The organism is Achromobacter seleniivolatilans (assembly GCF_030864005.1).
Lineage (GTDB): Bacteria > Pseudomonadota > Gammaproteobacteria > Burkholderiales > Burkholderiaceae_B > Achromobacter > Achromobacter seleniivolatilans.
The window spans coordinates 6,542,805-6,568,048 of the sequence record NZ_CP132976.1 but is presented as its reverse complement, the minus strand read 5'-3'; the positions used below and the strand labels follow the sequence as shown (position 1 = coordinate 6,568,048).

Sequence of the window (25,244 nt, the reverse complement as noted above, 5' to 3'; positions counted from 1 at the left end):
GAAAGCTCATGCACGACTTGAATGATCTCTACTACTTCGTCCAGGTCGTCAGAAACGGGGGCTTTGCCCCTGCCGGACGCACGCTGGATATTCCCAAGTCCCGGCTGAGCCGGCGCATCGCGCTGCTGGAAGAGCGCCTGGGCGTGCGGCTGATCCAGCGTTCCACCCGGACCTTCGCGGTCACGGAGCTGGGCCAGGAGTACTTCGATCAATGCCTGTCGATGCTGGCCGGGGCGGAAGCCGCGCAAGACGTGATCGACCGCACCCACGCCGAACCGCAAGGCACGATCCGCATGAGCGCCCCGCCCGCGCTGATCTATTACTTTCTGGGTGATGTGGTGGCGCGCTTTATGGAAAGGTGCCCTAAAGTCCACGTGTACTTGAAGAGCTTTTCAAGATCCGTGGATGTGCTGCGCGAGGGGTTCGACCTGGCCGTGCGCGTGCGCTTTGGCCCCATGGAAAGCAGCGATCTGGTCATGAAGCATCTGGGCATGAGCTGCCAGAGCCTGGTTGCCAGCCCGTCGCTGGCCGCGACTCTGCCGGTGACGGCCGACGTGCAGCAAATCAGCCAACTGCCCACTCTGGCCTTGGGCACCGAACAACGCGAATGCCAGTGGCGCCTGGATGGCCCCAACGGCGCCCGGCAAGCCGTGCCCTTCACGCCGCGTCTGGTCACCGACGACATGCTGGCGCTCAAGCAGGCCACCCTGCGCGGCGTGGGCGTCGCGGCCCTGCCACTGATGATGATCCGCGAAGAACTGGATGCCGGCACGCTCGTGCCAGTGGGGGCGCCTTGGTATCCCGAACCTGGCGCCGTTCATGCCGTTTTCCCGACACGGCGCGGCTTGCTGCCTGCTGTGCGCGAGCTTCTGGATTTCATGGGCGCGGAGTATGGTGAAAACGCCCGGCGCGAACACGACACCCAGTTGCGTCACGGCATTCCCATCCCCAAAGGCACCCCATCGTCCGATTTATAGAACGCTGAGGCGCAATTTACCCATCTACCGGGGTCATTGGCTTGTATTTAGAATTCTGTTCATGCACTCACCGCGCAACACCGCGCACCCAGACCTGAAGACATAACGGAGCAAAACCATGACCAAACCCTACGTGAAACTGGACAAAAACGAAGCCGCCGTTCTGCTGGTGGATCACCAGGCCGGCTTGCTGTCGCTGGTTCGTGACTTCCAACCCGATCAGTTCAAGAACAACGTTTTGGCCCTGGCCGATCTGGCCGAATACTTCAAACTGCCCACCATCCTGACCACCAGCTTCGAAAACGGCCCCAACGGCCCGCTGGTGCAAGAACTGAAAGACAAATTCCCCGATGCGCCCTACATCGCCCGCCCCGGCAACATCAACGCCTGGGACAACGAAGACTTCGTGAAGGTCGTCAAGGCCACCGGCAAGAAGCAACTGATCATCGCTGGCGTCGTGACCGAAGTTTGCGTTGCCTTCCCCGCCCTGTCGGCCCTGGAAGAAGGCTTTGACGTGTTTGTCGTGACCGACGCGTCCGGCACCTTCAATGAAGTCACCCGCAACGCTGCCTGGAGCCGCATGGAGCAAGCCGGCGCGCAATTGATGTCTTGGTTTGGCGTGGCGTGCGAACTGCACCGCGACTGGCGCAACGATGTGGAAGGCCTGGGCACGCTGTTTGCCAACCACATCCCCGACTACCGCAACCTGATGGCGTCGTATTCGGCCAAGGCCGGCAAGTAATCGGCTGATCGCCCCAGCAACAACGCCAAAAAGCAGGCCGGAAAAAATATTTGCATCCGGCCTGCATCCAAAGCGGTGTCTCCCGTGTAGTACCTGCACCGGCGCGCATGTCGCGCGCCGTCTACAGATCCTCGCTGGAGACCACCCATGAAGACCCAACGTTCGAATCGCATTCCCACCGTTGCCGGCCTGTTCGCCGTGTCGCTCCTTGCCGCCTGCGGCACGATGAGCTCCAAATCCATGGCCTATTCGCAGAACGATCTGCCTGCCAGCGTCCAGGTCCCCACCGGCAATAAGGTCGCCTGGGAAACCGTGGGCGTGGGCGAGATCACCTACGAATGCCGCGCCAAGGCCGACATGAAGAGCCAGACGGAATGGGTGTTTGCAGGCCCCAAGGCCGTCTTGAATGACCGCCAGGGCAAGCAGGTGGGCACGTATTACGGGCCTCCGGCCACTTGGGAAGCCAAGGACGGTTCCAAGCTGACGGGCACGCAAGTCGCCGTAGCCCCGTCCGGCGAAGGGAATCTGCCCTATCAGTTGGTCAAGGCCAACCCCGTTGTGGGTGCTGGCGCGCTGACAGGCGTGACCTACATCCAGCGCGTTGCGCTCAAAGGCGGCGTAGCGCCCAAGACCCCTTGCACCACGGCAACGCTGGGCCAGAAGAGCCAAGTGCAATATCAGGCTGACTACATTTTCTGGAAGGCAAACTAAAACCAGCAGGCCCGCCGAATGTACCGGCGGGCTGCTGGCTACGTTGCAGGAGTCCGGTAAGATGGCGGAGCATTCCGCCTCAGCCCCTGGGCATTGAGCGGCCGCCCAACTCCTGCACCTCGCTCGCATGCCGAACCGCCTGAACCCGGATTTCGATTACGAAGCAACTCTGAAGGAGTGCGCTGCCGGCCGCCGGCCTGCACTGGAATCCCTATACCTGCAAGAAGGCCCGCGCCTGCTCGGCGTGGCCCAGCGACTGCTGCGCGACCGCGCTTGGGCAGAGGACATCGTGCATGACGCTTTCGTCAAAATCTGGAAACAGGCGGGCAGTTTCGACGCGTCGCGCGGATCAGCGCGCGGCTGGGTCTACAGCATCACGCGCAACCTGGCGCTGAACGCGCTGCGCGACACCGCGCGTGAAACTGCCGTAGATGAAGACACCGCCGCCGCGCTGGACGCGCGCGACGCCATGGAAGCGTGGCACGATACCCGCGACGCTTTCGATTGGCGCGCCAGCGCTGGCCAGATCGGCCCCTGCCTGGAACAGCTGGAACCCGTGCGCCGTAATTGCGTATTGCACGCCTACGTGGAAGGCTTGTCGCATAGCGAAATTGCCCAACGCCTGGGCGCGCCGCTAGGCACGGTCAAAGCCTGGATCAAGCGCAGTCTGCAAGCGCTCAAGGAGTGCCTGGCATGACCGGCCCCCAAGAATCCCCTGCCGACCTGAACCAGCTCGCGGGCGAATATGTTTTAGGCACGTTGACGGCCGCGCAACGCCGCGAGGTGCAGACGCGCTTGACTCACGATGCGGCCTTGCGCGCAGCAGTCTCGAGATGGGAAGAACAATTGCTGCCGCTGACCAGCCTGTCCGAACCGGTTGAGCCTTCGGCAAGCCTGTGGCCTCGCATCAGCCAATCCATCTCTGCTACCGCTGCACAGCGGCCCGCCGTCAAGCGCTCGCCCGGCATGTGGGACAGTCTGTTTTTCTGGCGTAGTCTGGCGGCAGGCGGCATGGCCGCAGTCCTGATTCTAGGCAGCACCTTAGCGCTGCGTCCGCCCGCGGGACCCGGCGCGCCGCAATACGTCGTTGTGTTGGTGGCGCCGCAATCCCAAGCGCCCGGCTGGGTCGTCCAGGCCCAGGCCGGTCAGACAGCCGTGCAACTGGTGCCGCTGGCGGCCACCGAAGTGCCTGCGGACCGCGCACTGGAATTCTGGACCAAGGCCGACGGCTGGGCCGGACCTGTCTCACTGGGTCTGATCAAACCAGGAGAATCCGTTCGCATCCCGCTGGACAAGTTGCCGCCGTTGGAACCCAATCAGCTGTTTGAGCTGACGCTCGAACCCAAGACCGGCTCGCCCATCGGCAAGCCCACCGGCCCGATTCAATTCATTGGCCGCGCGGTAAAGATGCTCTAGCGAAAAGGTCCGGGCGCCAATGGCTCAAGGCCAGGGCCCTGACCAGGAAGCGATTACTTCTTGCGCTTGAAGGGATACGCCTGCTGGGCCAGGAAGGTCCCGGGCATATCGTTGTCCAGGATGCCGTACTTCTCCGGCAGGCGATTGCCCACGCCGCGCACGGCGGTGCCGAAGATGTAGTCGATAAACGAGAAATGCGCCGCGTAGTTCTTGTCGATCGCCTCGGTGTCCGACGAATGGTGCCAGTAATGGAAATCCGGCGTCACGATGATGTAGCGCAGCCAGCCCCAGGGCAGCCTGACGTTCGAGTGAATCAGCACTGCCTGGAAACCGACGATGATGATGTAGGCATCCAGCACCGACTTGGAAAAACCAAGCACAAACAACACGCCCAGCACAGCCACGCGAGTGATCAGCAACTCAACGATATGCAGACGCGATCCTGCCAGCCAGTCCAGCGTGCGCGTGCTGTGGTGCACGGCGTGGAAGCGCCACATGACCGGCACCTCGTGATAGATACGATGCGCCGCGTATTGCGCCAGATCTGCCACCAGCACCGCCACAAACAGTTCCAGCAGATACGGCATGGACCGGATCAACTCTTGCAGCGGTTCGTAGGCCGCCCACGAAAACAGCCTGTGGATGAAGAAGTTGATGCACAACAGCACCGCCCCCACCGACAGGTGGTTGAACAGGAAGTGCTTCATGTCCACTTGCCACTCACCGCGAAATACCGGTTGCCCCGGATACAGCGGCGTCAGCTTTTCGAAGATGATGAAGACCGTGCTGGATGCCAGCAGGTCCAGAATGAACCAGTCCAGCCCCAAATAGGGGTGATTGCCGGTATTGGTGGTCGTAACGACGACCTGACTGCCGCCCGCCGCCACTGCGCCGCAGACCAACACGAACGCGGTGATATTCAGCCAGCGTTGACGGCCCAATACGGTATTGGCCAGCGCGATCGAACCCGACACCAGCAATGCGCAGAACAACAACGTGCGCATCGCTTCCACCGTGTAGAACGCGCGAAGTTCCGGTGTCGTCAGATAGGCCGGGAAGTGAAATGCCAGTACGCCCAGTACCGCCAGGATCGCCAGAAACAGCGCAATCACGCCGCTCATCATGCCTGTACCCGGATTGATGCGTCCGTCTTGCCTGAAGAGCTCAAAAATTTGCCGATGGATAGGCGCGCGCTGTTTCATTTCACTTTAATGTCTATCACGGGGTAGCGAGTGTATCGCCGGGGCTGAATACCCATGTAATGAAACGTATATAGACGCAACAGGTTGGCTCCCTATGCGACAGGGTTGCGCGGCATCAAATTTACGAACATGGCAGCCTGCGGAGCGGTTGACAAGGACTGGCGGTTGGCGTGTCATGGAATTGACGCTGATGAGGTGTCACCTGGCGCGTCATCGGTCCCGTCAATTGGTTCCAAAAGAGGCCCTTATGTTCCCTGAATATCGCAACCTCATTACCCAGCTGAAATCCGAGAACGCGCATTTCTCGGCCTTGTTCCAGCGTCACAACGACCTGGACCAGGAAATCAAGAACATGGAAGACGGCATCGTGCCGAGTTCGGGCAACAACATTGAGGTCCTGAAGAAAGAGAAGCTGCACCTGAAAGATAAGCTGTATGGCTTGTTGCGGGCGGCAGACCCGAACGCCAGCCAGGCTTAGCGCCTGGCCCTGCCGGACCCTGAAACCCACGGTCCGCGGTAATTAGAAAAACTAAGTACGAATTAGGATATTTAGTTTTTCTTAGCTGGCAGTAAAAGCTAGGCTATCGCCCTCGTATAGGGTTTCCGATGTCCTCCGCTTTTATTCCCGGCTTCCTGCTCAGCCTGAGCCTCATTCTTGCCATTGGCGCTCAAAACGCCTTCGTCCTGCGGCAAGGGCTGCGCCAGGAACATGTCTTTGCCGTTTGCCTGACCTGTGCCGTGTCCGACGCCATCCTGATTGCGGCGGGCGTGGCCGGCTTTGGCTTGGCGGTCAACGCGCTGCCTTGGCTGGAATCCGCCATGCGATATGGCGGTGCGCTGTTCCTGTTTGCTTATGCGGCGCGCAGCCTGGCCTCGGCGCTGCGCCAGCAACACGGCAGCTTGACTCCTTCCACCAAACAAACAGCCGGGCGCGCCGCCACGCTGGCTGCCTGCCTGGCCTTTACGTGGCTCAACCCGCACGTCTATCTGGACACGGTGGTGCTGCTGGGTTCCATTTCCAGCCAATACGAAGGACAAAAAACCGCATTCGCGCTGGGCGCGATGTCGGCGTCCTTTGTTTTCTTCTTTGCGCTGGGTTTTGGCGCGCGGCTGCTGCGGCCGGTATTCGCGGACCCGCGCGCATGGCGATTGTTGGACGCCTGCGTGGCAATCGCGATGTTTACGATAGGCCTGAAACTGGTGCTGTAGCGCCAGCGTGCCGCAGCCGCCCGTTTGCGTTAAATCTGAAGATCATCCGTCTGAAGGACGGCGAGAGCCCTTGCGTACTGCTACGCTGCCCCAACTCCACCTTGAACGGATACCTCCCGTGAAAACCGCCATTGGCGCAGCATGTGCAATCGCCGCCCTGCTGCATACCGGCACGCTGTCCGCGCAGTACGTGGTGCAGACTCAGGACATGGAGGGTAAGTGGAGCGTGCCGAACCCTCAATACAAGGGTGTTCCGGAACTCTTTCGGGCAAGCTCCGGCGCCAAACGGGCCTGCCTGGACCGGGGGCCGCGCACCGATCTCAATCGCGCCACAAAGGTGATTGACCTGCGCACTAGCGAGATAGTGCTGCTGGTCGATTGCATCCCCATACGCAAGGAACAGCGCGAACGGTCCGAGCAGATCAGAGCGAACGCAGTGAAGCCTTCAGCCTCGCAATAGTGAGTGACGCCGATTAGCGACCGGGTTTTTTCTCTGTCTGGCCGCTGGAAGCGTTCATGTAGTCCTTGACGGTGCCGTCTTGGTTGTAGATCACCGTCAACGTCCGCTGATCCTGCACGGCCCCATATTCACTGTTATTGAAGTAGAACCACGTGGCAGTACGTATCCCCTGCGGATTGACGTGCTGGGTCCGAGGCGGCCCGAAGTCACGGGCCATTTCGTCAAAGGTGGTGACATGGATCTTGATAGCCGCGATCTTCGCTTCGCTGATCAAGTCTCCAGAGCTGGTGGCCGCACAACCCGTCACGATAGCGGCCACGAAAAGCAACGACATTCTCATTCAACAACCTCATCGTGGTAAGCCGCGATGCGCGGCTGCTGTGTTTTCAAAGTCGATCTTGCTTGAGCGAATCTGCAAGACGATCCGGAAAGCGCGGCATTAAACAGCCACGCTAAACAGCCAGCTCGTTTGCGTTTCGGAAGCATACCAACTAGTCGAAGACATGGGTATTAAGATTGCCCCCAGTTATTGCGGCCGCGTCCAATACGAAATTGCTATTAATACCAAGCAACGACACCAGCAAGCGATATTGACCCTGACTGCGAGAGTTCGCGGACACGCATTTATTTAAATGCACTTCTCTTCTTGAAAATGCAACGTTTGAATAGCCGCGCCCTTTAGTTTTCTCATCGGCCAGCGATTGAGGCTGCCTGCGCGCCGGGCTGTCAGGCAAAGCAGATATAGCAAGTACCTGACGATGAAAATAATTAATAGGCTCCAAACAATAATCCGCCTGTAGCCGACGGGATAAATGACTATCACCCTGCCAGTTTACTTATTAATCCTCTATCCGATTCCAAAATGGAATCTTTTATTCGATTCCCAAATGGAATCTGATACCGCAGCATTAGTTTGAGCGAATGGCTGTGTTGAATTTTTTTATTTTTGTTCCCCAAAACAAATATTTATTTTGATGTAATCCATTTGCTTTTTTTTGCGCATAACATATTTCCTAACTTGAGCCTTCCTGATCCCCAGCCTGGATGTCAAGTTCTTGAGGTATAGAAAATGGGCAACCCTATTTCTATCAGTATCGTGGACAAGAAAACACATTCTCAGTCCAGTACATCTCAACCTGACCTGACCTTGTCATCGCCATCGGTCGTACAGGTCCCCATACCCAAAGCCCAAATCAAGTCCATGACTCGCGACGGAGATACGCTCGTTATCACGACCGTATCCGGCGAAGTCGTGCGGGTGCATGGGTATTACCTGCACCACCAAGGCCAGAAGAACAGCCTGGTCTTGCAGGACCCGGATGAGTCGCTGTGGTTGCTACAGCCGCCGGATGCGGCAGAGGCAAGCGCGACCGACGCCGCCGCATCGGTGCCCACCTACGACAGTATCGATGCGATTGATCCGCTACTGGCCGAAGGCGGCGGCATGGGCGGCGCTTTGCCCTGGGTTCTCGGCGCATTGGGGTTGGGACTGGCGGGCATTGCCGCAAGCAGCAGCGGCGGTGGTGGTGGTGGCAGTAGCAGCGGCAGTGAAAGCTCGGGTGGTTCCATATCACCCGCCGCGCCGGCTGGACCCACCGCGATTGCCGTCATCAGCGCCATATCCAAAGGGGCATTGGCTAGCGGCAACGGCTTTATCTCCAATGTGCAACACCAAGTCGTCAGTGCCACCTTGACCGGGTTGCTGGAACCGGGTGAGACCGTTCAGATCTCCGTAGATGGCGGCGCAACCTGGCATAACGCAGCGCTGGTAAGCGGCAATACCTATGCGTTCGACAACAGCGCCGACGCGCTTGCGGAGGGCCACTATAACTTTGCCACCCGCGTGATCAATTCAGCCGGTGTGGCCAATGCTGCGGGCACACAGGCCGTCACCATTGACACCACCGCGCCGACTGTCGTGGTCGCCAGTATCTCCATTACCCACCAAACAGGCGCGAACAGCACCGAGCTAATCACCAATAACAATAATCCGACATTCTTCGGCACGTTAACGGCGCCATTGTCGGCAGGTGATACGGTGCAGATCAGCCTGGATGGCGGCGTTTCCTGGAATACAGCAACGGTCACCGGCACCAACTGGAGCTTCGACCCCTTACTGGACGGTACCTACCAGGTGGTCGTACGCGTGGTAGACGCCGCAGGTAATGCCGGCCCCAGCGCTACACAGACCGTATTGGTTGATACAACGCCCCCCGCATCGCCCACTGAATCAATCAGCACCAACCCGAATGGCACCGTGACGGTAGCGGGGACGGCTCAACCGGGCAGCACCATAAAGGTTACCTATCCTGATGGCTCGACTAGTACGACGGTGGCTAGTGCCAGCGGCGCCTACAGCACGACGTCGAGTGCGGAGCAGAATGACGGTACGGTCACCGTAACGGCGACCGACGAGGCGACCAATGTCAGCACACCAGCCTCCACGGTGTATCACAACACCACGGCGCCACTGGCGCCCACCGAAACCGTAAGCGCCAACCCCAACGGCACAATCACCGTCAGTGGCACGGCGCGGCCCGGCAGCACGGTGACGGTCACCTATCCCGATGGCACCACCGGAAGTGTCGTTGCCGGTGCCAACGGCACCTACAGCGTCACGTCGCCGACCGTGCAGAGCAGCGGCCCGGTAAGCGCCACCGCGACCACGCCGCAAGGCTATACCAGCACGACCGCGAGTACCCCGTACACGGACACCACGCCCCCCGCCGCACCGACCGAAACGCTCACCACCAACCCCAACGGCACCATTACGGTGAGTGGCACGGCGCAGCCCGGCAGCACCGTGACCGTGACCTATCCCGATGGCACCACCGGCACGGCGGTGACGGCCGCCAACGGCACCTACAGCATCACCTCGCCGACCCCGCAGAACAATGGGCAGGTCACCGCCAGCGCCACCGAGGCCGGCGGCCTGAGCAGCAGCACCGCCAGCACGCCCTATACCAACACCACGCCACCAGCCACACCGACCGAAACGACGCATACCAACCCGGATGGCACGCTGACGGTCAGCGGTACGGCGCAGGCTGGCAGCACCGTGGCCGTGACCTATCCCGATGGCACCACCGGCACGGTCGTCGCCAGCGCCAACGGCACTTACAGCATCACCTCGCCGACCGTGCAATACGACGGTTCGGTGTCGGTGACCGCCACGACAGTTCAAGGCTATAGCAGCCCAGCGGCCACCAGCAGTTACCACAACACCACACCACCACTGGCGCCCACGGAGACCGTGGTCGCCAACAGCAACGGCACGTTGACCGTCAGTGGCACCGCGCAGCCGGGCAGCACCGTGCTCATCACCTATCCCGATGGCAGCACCAGCTCTACCGTGGCCAATGCCAATGGCGGCTACAGCACCAGCTCCGCCGCAGCGCAGCTCAGCGGCAGCATCGTGGCCACGGCGACGACGCCAGAAGGCTACACCAGTACCGCGACCTCCCACCCCTATACCAACACCCTGGTGCCAGCCGCCACCGCGGCCGTCAGTGCGATCACCCAGGATATGGGGGTCAACAGCAGCGACTTCATTACCAGCGATCAGCATCTGCTGGTGACGGCAACCCTGACCGGCACCTTGAACATCAACCTGGGCGACACGGTGCAGATCTCCGTGGATGGCGGCAGCAGTTGGCACAATGCGGCCCTGGTCAGCGGCTCGACCTATCAGTACGACAACAGCGCCAACACCCTGGCCGCAGGCAGCTACAGCTTTGAGGCGCGGGTGGTGAACGCGGCGGGCAATGCCAGTGCTGCAAGCAGCCAATTGGTGGTGATCAACACCACTGTGCCCAGCGCCAGTGAAACCATTGCCATTACGTCCATTACCCAGGACACCGGCGTCAGCAGCAGCGACTTTGTCACCAACGATCCTAGCCTGGTGTTCCACGGCACTTTAGGCAGTGCACTGGGCAGCGGCGAGAGCGTGCAGATCAGCCTGGACGGCGGCACGACCTGGCTCAATGCCAGCGTCAGCGGCACAAGCTGGAGCTATGACAACAGCGCCGGCCCATTGGCCAGCGGCAGCTATGCCGTTCAGGCACGGATCATCTCCGAGGCCGGCGCAATCGGCGAGACCGCCAGCCGGCTCGTCGTGGTCAACACCGTGGCGCCTAGCGCCACTGAAACCGTTGCCATTTCGTCCATCACCCACGACAACGGCGCGAGCGGCAGCGACTTCATTACCAACGATCCGAATCTGGTGCTGCACGGCACCCTGGGCGCCACGCTGGCCAGCGGCGACAGGGTGCAGATCAGCCTGGACGGCGGCAGCACCTGGCTCAATGCCTCTGTAAGCGGCCTCACCTGGAGTTATGACAATTCGGCCAATACTCTGGCCAGCGGCAGCTATAACGTCGAGGCACGGGTGGTCGACACCGCCGGCAATGTGGGGCTTGGCGCCAGCCAGCTCGTCGTGGTGAACACCGTGGCGCCCAGCGCCACTGAAACCATTGCCATTACGTCCATCACCCAGGACACGGGCGCCAGCAGCAGCGACTTTGTCACCAACGATTCAAGCTTGGTGTTCCACGGCACCTTAGGCAGCGCACTGGCCAGTGGAGAGACCGTGCAAATCAGTCTCGATGGCGGCGCCACCTGGCTGAACGCTGCCGTCAGCGGCAGCACATGGAGCTATGACAACAGCGCCAGCGCGCTCGCCGATGGCAACTACACCATCAACGCCCGGGTGATCAACGTGGCTGGCAATATCGGCCAGACCGCCAGCCAGCCCATGGTGGTCAATACTCTTGCGCCCAGCGCCACTGAAACCATTGCCATTACCGCCATCAACCTGGATACCGGGGTCAGCGGCAACGACTTCATCACCAGCGATCCGAACCTAGTGTTCCACGGCACGCTAGGCATACCGCTGGCACCAGGGGATAGCGTACAAATCAGCGTAAATGGCGGCAGCACCTGGCTCAATGCCACGGTCAGCGGCACGGACTGGAGTTATGACAATAGCGCCAATGCACTGAGCAACGGCAGCCACATCGTTCAAGCCAGGGTGATCAACCTGGCAGGGGTTGCCGGCCAGAGCGCCAGCCAATCCGTGACGATCAACATCCAGGCGCCCAGCGCCAGTGAAACCATTGCCATTACATCCATCACACAGGACAGTGGCGCCAGCAGCAGCGATTTCATCACCAACGATGCCAACCTGGTGTTCCACGGCACGCTGGGCAGCACCTTGGGCGCTGGCGATGGCGTGCAGATCAGCATAGACGGCGGCATGACCTGGCTCAACGCCACGGTCAGCGGCACCAGCTGGAGCTACGACAACAGCGTCAGCACCTTGACCGATGGCAGTTACACCGTGCAGGCTCGCGTGGTGAACATAGCGGGCAATGTGGGCCAGACCGCCAGCCAGGCGCTGGTGATCAACACCGTGCCCCCCAGCGCCAGCGAAACCATCGCCATTACGTCCATCACGCAGGACGGCGGCATCAGCAGCAGCGACTTTGTCACCAACGATTCAAGCCTGGTGTTCCACGGCGCCCTGGGCAGCGCACTGGCCAGTGGCGAAACCGTGCAAATCAGCCTGGACGGCGGCACGAGCTGGCTCAACACCACCGTCAGCGGCACCAGCTGGAGTTATGACAACAGCGCCAATGCGCTCGCCGACGGCAGCTACTCCGTTCAAGCCAGGGTGATCAACCTGGCAGGCGGTATCGGTCAGAGTGCCAGCCAGACCGTGGTGATCAACACCGCGGCGCCGAGCGCCAGCGAAACCATTGCCATTACGTCCATCACCCAGGACACCGGCGCCAGCAGCAGCGACTTCATCACCAACGATGCCAACCTGGTATTCCAGGGCACCCTGGGCACCGCCCTGGCCGCTGGTGACAGCGTACAGATAAGTCTAGACGGTGGCAGCACCTGGCTCAACGCCACGGCCAGCGGCACCAGCTGGAGCTACGACAACAGCGCCAACCCCCTGGCCAATGGCACCTATAGCGTTGAGGCGCGGGTGATCAACCTGGCAGGCAATATTGGCCAGATTGCCAGCCGGACTTTGGTGATCGACACCACCGCTCCCAACGCCAGCGAAACCATTGCCATTACCTTCATCACGCAGGACAGCGGCGCCAGCAGCAGCGACTTTGTCACCAACGATCCCAGCCTGGTGTTCCATGGCACGCTGAGCACCGCCTTGGCCGCTGGCAACAGTGTGCAGGTCAGCCTTGATGGCGGCAGCACCTGGAGGACCGCGACGGTCAGCGGCACCGCCTGGAGCTATGACAACAGCGGCACCCCTCTGAGCGATGGCACCTATAACGTGGCTGCGCGGGTGATCGATATCGCCGGGAATGTAGGACAAAGCGCCAGCCAGACGGTCGCGATCAATACCCAGGCGCCGAGTGCCAGCGAGACCGTGGCCATTACGGCGATCACCCCGGACAGTGGCGCCAGCAGCAGCGATTTCATCACCAATGCGCAGCATCTGGTGTTCCACGGCACGATGGGCACCGCCCTGGCCTCGGGCGACAGTGTGCAGATCAGCCTGGACGGCGGCAGCACCTGGCAAAACACCACGGTCAGCGGCGCCACCTGGAGCTACGACAACACTGCCAACACCTTGGCCAATGGCACCTATAGCGTCGCAGCGCGCGTGGTCAATGTTGCCGGGAATGTGGGCCAAATCGCGAATCAAACGGTGGTGATCAACACGCAGGCGCCAAGCGCCAGCGAAACCGTGGCCATTACCGCCATCACCCTGGACAGCGGGATCAGCAGCACCGACTTCATTACCAATGCGCCTAATTTGGTATTCCATGGCACCGTCGGAACCTTGTTGGCTGCCGGCGACAGTGTGCAGATAAGTCTAGACGGTGGCAGCACCTGGCTGAACACCACGGTCAGCGGCACCAGCTGGAGCTACGACAACAGCGCCAACGCCCTGGCCGATGGCACCTATAGTGTTGCGGCGCGGGTGATCAACCTGGCTGGCGATGTCGGCCAGAGCGCCAGCCAGACTGTGGTGATCAACACGGTGGCGCCAAGCGCCAGCGAAACCGTAACCATCAGCGGCATCACGCCCGACACCGGCATCAGCAGCAGCGACTTCATCACCAGCGCTTCCAACCTGGTGTTCCACGGCGCCGTGGGCACGGCACTGGCCAATGGCGACAGCGTGCAGATCAGCCTGGACGGCGGCAGCACCTGGCAGAGCGCCACGGTCAGCGGCACCACCTGGAGCTATGACAACAGCGCCCATGCCTTGCCCGATGGCACCTATAGCGTTGCCGCGCGGGTGATCAACGTCGCGGGGGATGTGGGGCAGACCGCCAGCCAAACCCTGCTGATCAACACCGTGCCGCCAAGCGCCAGTGAAACCGTGACCATCAGTTCTATCAGTCCAGACACTGGGATCAGCGCTGCGGATTTCATCACCAACGCCCCCAGCCTGATATTTCAAGGCACCGTTGGTACCGCTCTGGCCGCTGGCGATAGCGTGCAGATCAGCCTGGACGGTGGCAGCACCTGGCAGAACACCACGGTCAGCGGCACCACCTGGAGTTACGACAATACGGCCAATGTACTGGCCGACGGCACCTATACCGTCGTCGCACGGGTGGTCAACGTCGCGGGGAGTGTGGGCCAGACCGCCAGCCAGAGCGTGGTGATCGATACCACCACACCGGCCGCCAATGAAAGCATTGTGATCTCGTCCATCACCCGCGATACCGGCGCCAGCGCCAGTGATTTCATTACCAGTGACCATACGCTGCTGTACCAGGGCACCCTGAGCGCGCCGTTGTTGAACCAGCAGATCGTGCAGATCAGCGCGGACGGCGGCACCACTTGGCAGACCGCCAATGTCACCGGCACCAGCTGGAGCTATGACGGCACCGGCGCCTCGTTGCCCGATGGCAGCTATACCGTGCAGGCACGCGTCGCTGACCTGGCAGGCAATATCGGCCAGAGCACCAGCCAAGTGGTGGTGATCGACAGCACGCCGCCAAGCGCCAGCGTAACGGTGACCGTCATCTCGATCACTCCCGATACCGGTCTGAGCAACAGCGACTTCATTACCAGTGCCACCCACCTGGTGTTCCAGGGCACGGTCGGCGCTGCGCTGGCCAGCGGTGACGGCGTGCAGATCAGTCTGGATGGCGGCAGCACCTGGCACAACGCCGCTGTCAGCGGCGCCAACTGGACTTATGACAACAGCGCCAACACGCTAGCGGATGGCAGCTACAACGTGCTGGCGCAGGTGATCGACGCCGCTGGCAACGTGGGCAGCAGTGCCAGCCAAGTGGTGGTGGTCAGTACCACGCCGCCGTCATCCAGCGAAACAGTTAGTCTGGTTTCGATCACCCGCGACAGCGGCCTGATCGGCACGGACTTCATCACCAACGACCACAGCCTGCTGTTCAACGGCACCCTGGGGGCGCCGCTGATTGGCGGCGAAGCGGTTCAACTGAGCACCGATGGCGGCAGCACCTGGCAAACAGCGAGCGTCAGCGGTACTGCGTGGACGCTCGACAATACCGCAAACTCCCTGCCCGATGGCAGCTATGACGTGCAGGTGCGGGTGATCAACGTGGCTGGCGACGTGGGCGCCACCACAGCGCAAACCGTGGTGATCGACAGCGTGGCGCCCAGTGCGGCCCCAACCATCAGTGCCATCAGCGCAGACACCGGCAGCAGCGCTGGCGACTTCATCACCAGCGCTCAACACCTGGTGGTCAGCGCGACACTCTCCGGCACCCTGGCGGCCAACGATACGGTGCAGATCTCTCTGGACGGCAGCAATACCTGGCAAACCGCCACGCTGGTCAGCGGCAACCTTTACCAGCTCGACAACAGCGCCAACACGCTCGCCGCCGGCACCTACACCTTCGCCACCCGCGTCACCGATGTGGCGGGCAATACCAGCGCAGTATCCAGCCAGACCGTGGTGATCGATACCGCACCGCCGGCCGCCGGCAACAGCGTGGCGATCACCAGCTACACCGATACGGTCGGCCCGCTAGTGGGCAACTTCGGCAATGGCAGCAGCACCAATGCCAGTGCACCCTTGCTCAATGGCACGGTCAGCGGGCTGAACAGCGGCGACCTGGTGCAGGTCTATCAAGGCAGCACCTTGCTGGGCAATGCCAACGTCAGTGGCGGCAGCTGGACCTATCAACTGAGCAGCAACCCCGACGGCGCCTACACCTATCGCGCGCTGATTACCGACATCGCCGGCAACCCGGGCACCGTGTCGAGCGACTTCGGCTTTACCATCCAAACCGTGGCGCCGGTGGTGACTGCCGCACTGACGGCGATCAGCCCGGATACCGGCGTCAGCAGCAGTGACTTCCTTACGGACACCAATCATCTGATCCTGAGCGGCACCCTCAGCGCCGCGTTGCCTGCGGGTGACAGCGTGCAAGTCAGCCTCAACGGCGGGGCAACCCTGATGGCGGCCACTGTCAGCGGCACCACCTGGACCCTGGACCTGAGCGGCGCCACTTTGGCTGACGGCAGCTACCCGGCACAGGTCTGGGTCCAGGATGGGGCGGGCAACCAGAGCCCGATCAGCAGCCAGACCTTCATCATCAACAGCGTTGCCCCGACCCAGAGCGTGGCGATCACTTCCATCACGCAAGACACTGGCACCAGCAGCAACGACTTCATCACCAGCGATCAGACTCTGGTCTTCCACGGCAGCCTGGGCGCGGCGCTGGCGGCCAACGGCTCGGTGCAGATCAGCCTGGACGGTGGAAGCACCTGGCACGCGGCTTCGGTCAGCGGTACCAGCTGGAGCTATGACAACAGTGCCAGCGCGCTAGCGGCTGGCAGCTATAACGTCGAAGCGCGGGTGGTGGACACCGCGGGCAATATCGGTAACCTGGCTAGCCAGACGCTGATCATCAACACCACCGCCCCCACCACGGGCAACAGCGTGGCGATCAGCAACTACGCTGACAACATCGCTGCGCAAGTGGGCAACTTCGCCAGCGGCACCAGTACCAACGACACGACTGCGCTGCTAAACGGCAGCGTTACCGGCCTGATTGCCGGCGACATCGTGCAGGTCTTCCAGGGTTCCACCTTGCTGGGAAATGCCACGGTCAGTGGCAATACCTGGACCTATCAGCTCGGCGCCCTGGCCGAAGGCAGCTACAGCTTTGACGCGGTCATCACCAATGTGGCCGGCATCCAAGGCACCACGTCCAGTTTGTTTACCCTGACGGTGGACACCAGCGCGCCAACCGAGAGCATCTCCATCACCGCCATCAGTCCCGACACAGGCAGCAGCGCCAGCGATTTCATCACCAACGGCAACCACCTGCTGTTCAGCGGCACGCTGGGCTCTACGCTGGCCATAGGCGAATATGTGCAGGTCAGCCTGGACAACGGCGGCACCTGGCAGACCGCCAGCGTGAGCGGCAACACCTGGAGCTACGACAACAGCGCCGCCACCATGGCCGATGGCAGCTATGAAGTCCTGGCGCGGGTGGTGGACGCCGCAGGCAACCCAGGCACAAGCGCCAGCCAACTGGTGGTGATCAACACGGTTGCACCGGTGGAAAGTATTGCCATTGTGTCGATGACACCCGATACCGGCATCAGCAGCAGCGACTACGTCACCAGCGCGCAAAACCTGGTCTTTCATGGCAGCCTGAGCACCGCGCTGGGCGCGGGCGAAAGCGTGCAGTTCAGCCTGGACGGCGGAGCGACCTGGCGGAACGCCACGGTCAGCGGCAGCAGCTGGACCTACGACAACAGCGCCAACACCCTGGCCTCGGGCAACTACACCGTGCAAGCCCGAGTGATCAACGTGGCCGGAGACAGCGGAACTGTCGCCAGCCAGTTGGTGGTGATCGACACCGCCACCCCCGCGGGCAACCCGATCACCCTCACCTCGATCACCCCGGATACCGGGGCCAGCGCCAGCGATTTCATCACCGGCAGCAATACCCTGGTGTTCAACGGCGCCTTGACCAGTCCCCTGGCCGCCAATGAATCCGTGCAGATCAGCCTGGATGGCGGCGCCACCTGGCTCAACGCCACGGTCAGCGGCACGACCTGGAGCTACAACAACACCGCCAATGTCATGGCCGATGGCAGCTACAGCGTGCAGGCGCGCATCATCGACGGTGCCGGCAATATCGGCAACGGCACGAGCCACGCCATCGTGATTGCAACCGTCGCACCGACTGCAAGTATCAGCATCAGCTCGATCAGCCAGGACACAGGCAGCAGCGCCACCGACTACATCACCAACGACAACACCCTGGTGTTCCGTGGCAACCTGAGCGGCGCCCTGGGCGCCAGCCAATCGGTGCAGGTCAGTCTGGACGGCGGCAGCACCTGGCAAACCGCCAGTGTCAGCGGCACGGCCTGGACCTACGACAACAGCGCGAATGTGCTGGCCAATGGCAGCTACAGCGTACAGGCGCGGGTGACGGATGTTGCTGGCAATATTGGCCAGAGCGCCGTCCAGACCGTCGTGATCAATACCCAGGCGCCAACGGAAAGCATCGCCATCACCTCGATCACCCCGGATACCGGGTCCAGCAGCAGCGACTTCATCACCAGCGGGCAAAACCTGGTACTTCACGGCAGCCTGGGCAGCGCCCTGGCCGCGAATCAGTCCGTACAGATCAGCCTGGATGGCGGCAACACGTGGCAGAGCGCCAGTGTCAGCGGCAACAGCTGGGCCTACGACAACAGCGCCAATACCTTGCTTGCGGGCAACTACAACGTCGCAGCGCGGGTCATCGATACGGCCGGCAATACTGGCCAGCTCGCAACCCAAGTGGTGCAGATTGCCACGGCGGCCCCCAGCGCCACCGCGAGCGTCGCCTCGATCAGTGTGGACAGCGGCAGCAGCGCCAGCGACTTCGTGACCAACGACCAGACCTTGCAGGTCTACGCCACGGTAAACGGCACGCTGGCCAGCGGCAATAGTGTGCAGATCAGCGTGGACGGCGGCACGACCTGGCATGCCGCAACCCTGGTCAGCGGCAATACCTACGCCTATGACAATAGCGCCAGCGCCTTGGCTGCGGGCAACTACTCCTTTGAAGCGCGCGTGGTGGACGCGGCCGGCAATGCCAGCGCCGCCGGGACCCAGGCAGTGGTGATTGCCACCAGTGCGCCGGCCAATACTGTGGCGATTACCGCAATCAGTCCTGATACCGGGGTTAGCGCCAGTGATTTCATCACCAATGCGAATCAACTGATTTTCAGCGGCACCCTGGCCACTGCGCTACCGGCCGGGGCCGGCGTGCAGATCAGTCTGGACGCCGGCGCCACCTGGCATGCGGCCAATGTCAGCGGCGTCACGTGGAGCTACAACAACACCGCCAATGTGCTGGCAGACGGCACCTACACCGTCCAAGCGCGATTGATTGACCTGGCGGGCAATACCACGACCGAGGTCAGCCAGGCAGTGGGGATCAATACCCAGATCCCCAGCGCCACCGCCGCCATCAGTGGCATTTCCCAGGACACCGGCACCAGCGGCAGCGACTTCATCACCAGCGACCAGAGCCTGGTGATCAGCGCCACCGTGACTGGCTCCGTGGCCAGCAACCAATTCGTCCAGATCAGTCTGGACGGCGGCAGTACCTGGCACGCCGCAGCCCTGGTCAGCGGCAATACCTACGCCTACGACAACAGCGCCAATGCCGTAGCCGCAGGCACCTACACCTTTGAAGCCCGGGTGGCCGACAGCGCCGGAAACGCCAGCAGCGCCACCAGCCAGGCTGTGCAGGTCATCACCACGGCGCCCACCACCGGCAACAGCGTGGCGATCACCAGCTATACCGATGACATCTTCCCGCAGAGCGGCATATTCACCAGCGGCACCAGCACCAACGACAGCGCGCCGTTACTCAACGGCACCGTCACCGGGCTCAAACCCGGTGACATCGTGCAGATCTTTCAAGGCGCCACTTTGCTGGGCAATGCTGCGGTCAGCGGAAGTACCTGGACTTACCAGCTAGGCACCCTGGCTCAGGGCGACTACACCTTCGATGCGGTGATCACCGATGTGGCCGGCCTGCAAGGCACCGCCTCGAGCAACTTCAGCCTGACCGTCAAGACCTCGCCGCCCAGTGTCAGCGAAACCATCAGCATCGCCGCCATCAGCCCGGATACCGGTGTCAGCGGTACCGACTTCATCACCGGTTCCAGCCACCTGGTGTTCACCGGAGTGCTGGGAACTGCCCTGGCCGCGGGCGATATCGCCCAGATCAGCCTGGACGGCGGCAACACCTGGCTCAATAGTGTCGTCAGCGGCACCGCCTGGAGCTATGACAACTCGGCCAACACCCTGGCCGACGGCGTGTACAACATCAAGGCACGGGTGGTGGACGCGGCGGGCAACCAGGGCAATACCGGCAATCAAGCCCTGGTGGTCAACACCACCGCGCCAACGCAAAGCATCACCATCGCTTCCGTCACACCGGATACGGGCGTCAGCAACAGCGACTACCTGACCACCAGCAACACACTAATCTTTAACGGCAATCTGGGTAGTGCGCTGGCCAGCAATCAGTATGTACAGATCAGCCTGGATGGCGGGCTCACCTGGCGCAACGCGAGCGCCACCGGCAGCACCTGGAACTACAACAACACCGCCAATGTGATGAGCGACGGCAGCTACGCTGTCCAGGCGCGCGTCATCGACACCGCCGGCAACATCGGCCTGAGTACCAGCCAGACCGTGGTGGTAGACAGCACTGCGCCGAGCCAAATCATCACCATCGCCTTGGTCACCCCGGATTCGGGCGTGAGCAGCAGCGACTTCATCACCAACGTCAACACCTTGCAGTTCCAGGGCGCACTGAGTGCTCCTTTGGGCAGCGGCGAGTCTGTCCAGTTCAGCCTCAACGGGGGCGTGAGCTGGAGCATCGCCACCGTCAGCGGCACCACCTGGAGCTACAACAACAGCGCTTCGGTGCTGGCCGACGGCAGCTACAACCTTAAAGTGGAAGTGATCGACCAGGCGGGCAATATCGGCCATACCGCCAACCAGGTGCTGATCGTCAACACGGCGATACCCAATGAAAGTATCGCCATCACCTCGATCACCCCGGACACCGGCAGCAGCGCCAGCGATTTCATTACCGCCAGCAACAACCTCGTGTTCAACGGCACGTTAAGCAGCACGCTGAACAGCCAGCAATCGGTACAGATCAGCCTCGATGGCGGCAGCACCTGGCAGACAGCCGCCACCACGGGCACCGCATGGACCTTCAACAACAGCGCCAACACCCTGGCCAACGGCACCTACACCGTGCAAGCGCGGGTGGTGGACGTGGCGGGCAATATCGGCTCCAACGTCAGCCAGATGGTGGTGATCTACAACGGGCTGCCCACCGCCACGGCAGCCATCAGTTCCATCAGCCCAGACACCGGCAACAGCGGTACCGACTTCATCACCGGCGCGGCTCAACTGACCATCACTGCCACGGTGACCGGCACCCTGGGGGTCAATGATTACGTGCAGATCAGCCTGGACGGCGGCAACACCTGGCGCACTGCGACGCAAACCAGCGGCAACCTTTATGCCCTGGACAACACCGCCAGCACTCTGGCTCAGGGCAGCTACACCTTCGAGGCGCGGGTAATCAATCTGCAAGGCAGCTTCAGCACCGCCGGCACCCAAACCGTGGTCATCGCCACCACACCACCAGCCGTCACCGCGATCAGCGTGCAGACCGAGGTCACCGACACCGCGCAGGGCCTGCTGACCGGTACTGGCAGCACTACCAACAACGCCAGCAACAACGATTTTGTCACCCGTGATCCGTCGGTGATTATCAACGGCAACTACACCGGCACCCTGCTCGCCAGCCAGTTTCTGCAAATCAGCAGTGACGGCGGCATCACCTGGGCCAACACCACGGTCAATACCAGCACCCACACCTGGATCTACATCGACCCGACTACACGCACCAGCAACGTCACGTATCAATTGCGGGCGGTGGATGTGGCCGGCAACGTGGCGGCGGGCGTGACCTCACAACTCTTGACGGTGCAGACGGTCGCGCCCTTGCAAAGCTTGCTGGCGCCAACCCTGCTCACAGCCAATGACACCGGGGTCGTGGGCGACGAAATCACCACCGCCACCAGCTTGACCTTTAATAGCATCAACTCGCTGCCAGGAACTCCCGGCAACACGATCGCCCTGATCAACGACGTCAACAACAACGGCATTTACGCCCAGGGCATCGATCCGGTACTGGCCAGCACCACGGTGGCGGCGGATGGTTCCTGGTCGATCAGCGTGGCCGGGCTATCGCTGGGCAACTACAACCTTGCCTTCCTGCAACTCGACCCCGCCGGCAACCGCAGCCTGCTCAGTGGCGTGACCCAGATCAGCGTGGTGGCCGCCAACAATTCCATCACGGCCGCCGCCACCTGGGGCAACGGTTTCGCCGGCAACCTGACCTCCGGCGCCAGCCTGACGCTGGGCAACAACGGCCTGTGGACCTTCTCTCAGGACGTCAGCGGCGGCACCAATGAAGCGATCTACACCAGCACCGGCCTGACCAGCTACAACGCCATCAACCTGGCCAACAGCGGCCAGCAATCCACAGGCGCGAGCTTCGCCGATATCAAGCGCAGCGGCTTCGCGGCGCTGGTCTCCGAGGGCAACAACATCGCGCAGCAGAGCTACTGGACTACCACCAACGGCGTAAGCTACACCCAGGGCACACTCACCGGCAACTCGCTGGCCTACGGCGGCGTGGCAGCGTTCGATAAGACCGGCGGCGGGTACCTGGGCTTTGCGTTCGGCAACAGCAACAACAACACGCTGGCCTTTGTCACCAACACCACGGGCACCCTGACCTGGATGAATGGCACCGCGACCGCGGGCACGGGAAGGCCCAGCGGCACGGGGGCGATCGCCACCATCAACAGCTACGCGGAAGTATCGGCGGTAGACCTCAACAACACCGGTGTGGTGGATGTGATCGAACACACCAACGGCAGCGGCAACTTTGCCCTGACCACCCTGATGAACAATCAGGCCACCACCAACACCTTCAGCAGCGTCAACAGCATTGCCGGGGTATTCAATACTCCCGTGGCTGGCAACTCGACCACGCCGATCTCCATGACCTGGGCCGACTTCAACAATGACGGCTACGTGGACCTGTACCTGAACAACGGGCGCAACGCCGCCAATACCGCCGACTCCAATAGCGGGCGCATCTACTGGAACAACGGCGCCGGAGCCTTTGGCACCACCTCAGCGGCCACGGGCACCACCACCGGCGGCACCGCCACCTACTTTGCCAACAGCATGCAGGGCGGAGCATCGCTCGCCATCGACTGGAACCATGATGGCCAGATGGACGCCATCGAGTTCCCGGCCTTTGGTGTGACCGGCTCGCCGACCTTGTATATGAACCAGGGAAATGGCTACTTCGCCACCGGCGTCGCGCTGACCGGCAGCAGCACCTACAACGGCGTGACGGGCGCGATGGCGGTGGACTACAACTGGGATGGCGCGATGGACATCGTCATGCACCAGTCGGCAGCGGCCAGCGTGGTCATCAGCAACGCCAATCCGACGGCCTATGGCACCAGCCTGCACCTGCGCATCCTGGACCCCAACGGCATCAACGACTACTACGGCAATATCGTCCAGCTGTTCGACCAAACCGGCAAACTGGTGCAATCCCAGATCCTCAATCCGCAGTCCGGGCTGTTCACCAACAACGGTACCGGCATCGTCGATTTCTACGGGCTCAATCCCACCAGCACCTACACTGCGGTCCTGCTGCGCAGCATCGGCGGGATCGCCTCCAATGTGGGCGGCCTGCCGGCCGTGGGCAGCCTCACGGTGCAGAACGTCAATAGCACCTGGACCGGCCTGACCCCGGGCGCTGCCACCAATGCCTATGTGCTGGCGGCGGAGGCGGGAACCGCCACTGCCACCGGCAGCTTTACCGGCACCGGCTACAACGACACCTTCTTCGCTACCCTCGGCACCAATACCTACAACGGTTCCGGAGGCTTGAGCGGCGCCAGTTATGGCACCCCGGCCTGGATCGCTTCAGGCGGCATGAACGTCCTCAGCTTTGCCCTGGCCGGCAGCACCGCGCTGAACATCAACCTCAACACGACTACCGCCCAGAACACCGGCTACAACACGGTCACCCTGAACAATATCCAGGGCATCATCGGCAACGCCGGCAATGACACCTTTACCTCCAGCACTACCGCCAACGTCAACAACCAGTTTCAGGGCGGTGGCGGCAACAACGTCTTCAACCTGACCGGCGGCGGCGGGCATACGACCCTGCTGTTCCCGCTGCTCAACAGCGCCGATGCCACCGGCGGCAATGGCACCAATACGGTCAACGGATTTGTGCTGGGCAATGTCAGCAGCACTGCAAATGCCGATGTCCTGGACCTGAGCGGACTGCTGTCCGGCTACAACGGCACGGCCTACCTCTACTACGATCAAACCAGCGCCAAGTACCAGCTGGATGTCGCCTCCCAGAGCCTGAACAACTACTTGCAGGTAAGCAATAACGGCGCCAACACCACGGTCAGCGTTGACCTCACCGGTTCCGGCAACTTCCACACCCTGGCAACCTTGAATGGCGTGGCCACCGACCTGCCGACCCTGCTGCTGAATAACCAGTTGCTGCTGTCGTCCTCCAACACCCAGGGAGTGATCACGGTAACCAGCGTAACCACCGTCAACACCCTGCCGGTCATCAGCGGCACCGTGCCTTTTGCCCTGGCCAACGGCGAGTACATGCTCGTGGTGCTGAATGGCGTTACCTACAGTTCCGCCAATGGGGCCGTGGTGGTCGATCCGTTAAACCATACCTGGTCGCTACAGGTGCCCATCGTCAATGCGCTGGCCGCCGCCACCTATACCGTGGGCGCCGGCGTCTTCACCAGCAGCGGCACACTGATGGCGGATTCGCACAGCAGCGGCCAGCTGATCGTGAGCGCCGTGCCGTCCACCAGCTTCCGGGCCAGTGGCATCAGCAACAGTGCGACGGATACCGCCATTACCCTGCAAAACGGCGCCTGGGTGATTGTTGCCAACGACACCGTCTACGCCAGTAACGGCGTCAGCAACGCCACCCTGGGCAACTTCACCAGCACCTCAATCGCGGTAGCGTCCCAGAGCACCACCAGCGCCACGTTCATCGACTACAACCGCAGCGGCTATATGAGCCTCTTCGGCGAGAACCAGAATTACGCTGCGGGGCAAGTAGCCTGGACCTACAACGGCAGCGCCTACGCCAACACCTACGTCACTGGCAGCGGCAACACCAGTTCCAACGTGTCGGCGTCCAACAGCGGCGTGACGGCCTTTGAAAATACCGGCAACGGCTATGTCGGCCTGAGCTACGGTTCCACGTTTCCGAACGCGGCCAACAGCAGCGGGGGCGGCTACAACACGCAGCTGGTGGTCAATACCAACGGCACCATTGCCGGCATGATCAAAGACGTCAACTACGTCTCCACCAACACAGGTTCTCCCGCACCGACCAACATCAACAACGCCACGGCCTACGAGGAAG

Annotated in this window: 11 protein-coding genes (1 of these 11 only partly in view); 9 read left to right on the top strand and 2 right to left on the bottom strand. The window is 61.8% G+C overall.

Annotation, left to right across the window (positions count from 1 at the left end; all coding sequences use genetic code 11):
- Nucleotides 1–8: 8 nt before the first annotated feature.
- From RAS12_RS29610 to RAS12_RS29590, 5 genes are all read left to right on the top strand, one after another.
- A complete protein-coding gene (locus RAS12_RS29610) occupies nt 9–977 on the top strand; it encodes a LysR substrate-binding domain-containing protein (protein WP_306944049.1) in 969 nt (322 codons plus the stop codon).
- Nucleotides 978–1,095: 118 nt separating this feature from the next.
- On the top strand, nt 1,096–1,719 hold the full coding sequence (gene ycaC, locus RAS12_RS29605) for an isochorismate family cysteine hydrolase YcaC (RefSeq protein WP_306944046.1): 624 nt from the start codon (nt 1,096–1,098) through the stop codon (nt 1,717–1,719).
- 147 nt (nt 1,720–1,866) lie between these two features.
- On the top strand, nt 1,867–2,430 hold the full coding sequence (locus RAS12_RS29600; protein ID WP_306944045.1) for a DUF3455 domain-containing protein: 564 nt from the start codon (nt 1,867–1,869) through the stop codon (nt 2,428–2,430).
- A 127-nt stretch (nt 2,431–2,557) separates the two neighbouring features.
- Nucleotides 2,558–3,127, top strand: a complete 570-nt coding sequence (locus RAS12_RS29595; RefSeq protein ID WP_306944042.1) for a sigma-70 family RNA polymerase sigma factor — start codon at nt 2,558–2,560, stop codon at nt 3,125–3,127.
- Nucleotides 3,124–3,846 carry an anti-sigma factor gene (locus RAS12_RS29590; protein WP_306944041.1) on the top strand — a complete coding sequence of 241 codons (723 nt, stop codon included), beginning with the start codon at nt 3,124–3,126 and terminating at the stop codon, nt 3,844–3,846. The genes RAS12_RS29595 and RAS12_RS29590 overlap by 4 nt, the downstream gene beginning before the upstream one ends.
- Before the next feature lie 53 nt (nt 3,847–3,899).
- On the opposite strand, the gene RAS12_RS29585 is transcribed toward RAS12_RS29590, so the two are convergent.
- Nucleotides 3,900–5,048 carry a sterol desaturase family protein gene (locus RAS12_RS29585; RefSeq protein ID WP_306944040.1) on the bottom strand — a complete coding sequence of 383 codons (1,149 nt, stop codon included), beginning with the start codon at nt 5,046–5,048 and terminating at the stop codon, nt 3,900–3,902.
- A 247-nt stretch (nt 5,049–5,295) separates the two neighbouring features.
- Here RAS12_RS29585 and RAS12_RS29580 point away from each other — a divergent pair, with 247 nt between their 5' ends.
- From RAS12_RS29580 to RAS12_RS29570, 3 genes are all read left to right on the top strand, one after another.
- Nucleotides 5,296–5,526, top strand: a complete 231-nt coding sequence (locus RAS12_RS29580; protein WP_306944039.1) for an HP1242/YdcH family protein — start codon at nt 5,296–5,298, stop codon at nt 5,524–5,526.
- A 128-nt stretch (nt 5,527–5,654) separates the two neighbouring features.
- The gene (locus RAS12_RS29575) at nt 5,655–6,257 is read left to right on the top strand and encodes a LysE/ArgO family amino acid transporter (protein ID WP_306944038.1); all 603 of its coding nucleotides are present in this window, start codon (nt 5,655–5,657) and stop codon (nt 6,255–6,257) included.
- Nucleotides 6,258–6,375: 118 nt separating this feature from the next.
- Nucleotides 6,376–6,717, top strand: a complete 342-nt coding sequence (locus RAS12_RS29570) for a hypothetical protein (RefSeq protein ID WP_306944037.1) — start codon at nt 6,376–6,378, stop codon at nt 6,715–6,717.
- A 13-nt stretch (nt 6,718–6,730) separates the two neighbouring features.
- On the opposite strand, the gene RAS12_RS29565 is transcribed toward RAS12_RS29570, so the two are convergent.
- Nucleotides 6,731–7,051, bottom strand: coding sequence for a hypothetical protein (locus RAS12_RS29565; RefSeq protein ID WP_306944036.1), 321 nt, complete (start codon nt 7,049–7,051; stop codon nt 6,731–6,733).
- Between the two features lie 735 nt (nt 7,052–7,786).
- On the opposite strand from RAS12_RS29565, the gene RAS12_RS29560 reads away from it, so the two are divergent.
- Nucleotides 7,787–25,244, top strand: the 5' portion of a protein-coding gene (locus RAS12_RS29560; RefSeq protein ID WP_306944035.1) for an Ig-like domain-containing protein. The gene runs 12,629 nt beyond the window's last position; 17,458 of the gene's 30,087 nt are visible here — the first part of the coding sequence; it begins with the start codon at nt 7,787–7,789; its stop codon lies off the right edge, out of view.